A 2792-nucleotide genomic window follows, 5' to 3' on the forward strand; every position below is an offset into this window, starting at 1 on the left:
CGCCCGAGGCCGAATGGCTTTCGACCAGCGGAAAGGCCGGTTCGCCAAGCGACGATTACGATCCGTTCGCTACGCTCTCCATGGCGGAGTCGCTCACCGATCACCTGAACGAACAGGCGCAACTCGCGTTTCCCGACGCGCAGGACCGCTTCATCGCCCGCTACCTGATCGACCTCGTCGACGCGGACGGGTATATCCGCTCGCCCCTTGAAGACGCCGCCGCGCTTCTGTCGTCGCCGCTCGAAGATATCGAGCGCGTGCTCGGCGTGATGCAAACCTTCGATCCCGTAGGCGTGTGCGCGCGCGACCTCGCCGAGTGCCTCGCCATCCAGCTCCGCGAAAAGGATCGCTGCGATCCCTATATGGAGCGGCTTCTCGCCAATCTCGATCTCATCGCCGCCTGCGACATGCAAAAGCTGCGGCGCGTCTGCGGTGTCGACGCGGAAGACCTGCGCGAGATGATGCAGGAACTTCGCGCGCTAAACCCCAAGCCCGGCGCGGCTTTCGAGCATGGCGAGGTCGAGACGCTTGTGCCCGACGTCATCGTGCGGCGCGGGCCGGATGGCGAGTGGCGCGCGGAGTTGAACCCGTCAGCAGCGCCATCGCTCGCCGTAGACCGCGCCTATTACGCAAGCCTCAAGAACCGATGCAGGTCCGATAGCGAGCGTACCTACCTCGCCGACCGCCTGGCTTCGGCGAACTGGCTCGTGAAAAGCCTCGAACAAAGGCTTTCCACCATCCTCAAGGTCGCCACGGCGATGGTCGAGGAGCAGTCGGCGTTCTTCGATCACGGCGTGCGGCATCTGAAGCCGCTGAACCTGCGTCAGATCGCGGCGAAGATCGGCATGCACGAGTCGACCGTGAGCCGCGTCACCTCCAACAAGGCGATCCAGACGCCGCGCGGCATTTTCGAGATGAAGTATTTCTTCACCTCATCGATCCCGTCGGCGAGTGCATCGAGCGAGGCGCATTCCTCAGAGGCGGTGCGCGACCGCATCAAGGAGTTCATCCTGAACGAGTCGCCCGAGGAGGTTTTGTCCGATGACCGGATCGTGACCATGCTCAAGGCTGACGGTATCGACATCGCGCGCCGTACCGTGGCAAAGTACCGCGATGCGTTGCGCATCCCGTCATCCGCCGCGCGCAGGAGACTGAAGCGCGCGAACGCTGCCTGACATCACCGGCGAAAAGCTGGTGCGCGGGCTTATACGTTTGGTCCACATTGCTGCACGCACTCAAGCAAACGTCTACGCCGAAGCGCACTAGCAACCAATTGATTTTAAGTACAGTTTTGAATTTTTCATTTGATGACGATGTCACCCGCAGATGTAAATCAAATGTAAAATTCACTGCACTAGCTCCGGAGCTGAATTTGACCGCTGAACACGGCGCGTGGAGCGTCAGCGTTTACGAGCGCATTCGCGACATCCCTGCCCCGGCGTGGGACGCGTGCGCCAACCCGCCGGATCTCCCGTTCAATCCTTTCATCGCGCATGCCTTTTTGTCGGCCCTCGAAGAAAGCGGCTCGGCCACGGCGAAAAAGGGCTGGGCTCCCTGCCATCTCGCGCTGAGGGACGGTGCGGGCGGCGTGGCGGCGGTGTTGCCGTGCTACATGAAATCGCATTCCTACGGCGAATTCGTCTTCGACTACCCGTTCGCGGAAGCCTATGAGCGCGCGGGCGGCCGCTATTATCCGAAGCTACAGACGGCGGTGCCGTTCACGCCGGTGACGGGGCGGCGGTTTCTGGTGCGGCCGGACGTCGATGCTGCGCAGGCGCGCGCGCTTCTTTCAGCCGCCGCCGTCGAGCTTGTTAAGGCGAACGACGCATCCTCGTGGCATGTCACCTTCGCGACAAAGAACGAGTGGGCGGCGCTCGGCGGCCTCGGCCTCTTGCAGCGCACCGACACGCAATATCACTGGCACAATCGCGACTATGCGGGCTTCGACGACTTTCTGGCCTCGCTCGCCTCTCGAAAGCGGAAGGCGGTGCGCAAGGAGCGCGAACAGGCGCGCGCGAGCGGGATCGCGTTCGCATGGCTTACGGGAAGCGCCATCAAGGAGGCGCACTGGGATGCGTTTTTCGCGTTCTACATGGATACCGGCAACCGCAAATGGGGACGCCCCTATCTGACGCGCGCCTTCTTCAGCCTGGTCGGCGAGGCGATGGCCGATCGCATCCTCCTCGTCATGGCGATGCGCGACGGTGAGCCGATCGCGGGCGCGCTGAACTTCATCGGCGGTGACACGCTTTACGGCCGCTATTGGGGATGCCTCGAAAATCAGGCATTCCTGCATTTCGAGGCCTGCTATTATCAAGCCATCGACTTCGCCATCGCGCACAAGCTCGCGCATGTGGAAGCGGGCGCGCAGGGCGAACACAAGCTCGCGCGCGGCTATGCGCCGGAAACGACCTACAGCCTGCATCACTTCGCAAGCCCGGGGCTTGCCCGCGCGGTCGAGCGCTTTCTGGAGCAGGAACGCGAGGCGGTGGCGCAGGATCAGGAGGCGCTCGCCGCAGCGCTGCCATTCCGGCGGGACTGCGGGACGGTGGAGCCGTAGTCCGCGCCTCCATCGCCAGCTCTTTCACGCCCTTTGCACGACAAAAGCGAATACGGGCGCGTAGCGTCTTCTCATGCAAAAATTTGAATGTTATATCGGTGCCGATACAGTGTCGGGCGAACATCGATTAGCGCGTTGTGCCGTAAATCAGACACGCTACGACGCTCCAGATTTCGGTTGTCGATCAGCTTCTCTGCGCCAAATCGAGTCCGATTCAACGCAGGTTGATCTA

The 2792-nt window shown here is 62.2% G+C and carries 2 protein-coding genes; both read left to right on the forward strand.

Going from position 1 to position 2792, the window contains the following annotated elements; genetic code table 11:
- Positions 1-1175, forward strand: a 1175-nt coding sequence (gene rpoN / locus T281_RS16780; protein ID WP_037242199.1) for an RNA polymerase factor sigma-54, incomplete at its 5' end; no start/stop codon positions are given.
- Between the two features lie 197 nt (positions 1176-1372).
- A complete protein-coding gene (locus T281_RS16785) occupies positions 1373-2560 on the forward strand; it encodes a GNAT family N-acetyltransferase (RefSeq protein WP_037242202.1) in 1188 nt (395 codons plus the stop codon).
- Positions 2561-2792: the final 232 nt, after the last annotated feature.

The sequence above is a fragment of the Rhodomicrobium udaipurense JA643 genome, assembly GCF_000636015.1.
Lineage (GTDB): Bacteria > Pseudomonadota > Alphaproteobacteria > Rhizobiales > Rhodomicrobiaceae > Rhodomicrobium > Rhodomicrobium udaipurense.